Annotated in this window: 1 pseudogene; it reads left to right on the top strand. The window is 62.2% G+C overall.

Going from position 1 to position 233, the window contains the following annotated elements:
• Positions 1-233: pseudogene (locus H6M51_RS24460) on the top strand (recombinase family protein); the annotation flags it as partial.

The raw sequence follows: 233 nt of genomic DNA, 5'->3' as shown, positions 1-233 counted from the left end.
CATGAACTCGTCGAGCAGGGCCGAACCCGCACCCGCGAGGGTATGAAGACGGCGGTCCGCAAGGGGAAGGCCTCGACCTGCCTTGCCTATGGCTACAAGCTCTCGCAACAGCGTGACGAACTCGGCGACCGCATCAGGGGATTGCGGGATATCGAGCCCGAGAAGGCTGAGATCGTTCGTCGCATCTTCGTGCTTTACGCCGATGGCATGTCCCCGCGAGACATTGCCCAGCT

The organism is Rhizobium sp. AQ_MP (assembly GCF_014237835.1).
Lineage (GTDB): Bacteria > Pseudomonadota > Alphaproteobacteria > Rhizobiales > Rhizobiaceae > Allorhizobium.
This window is presented reverse-complemented; position numbering and strand designations above follow the sequence as displayed.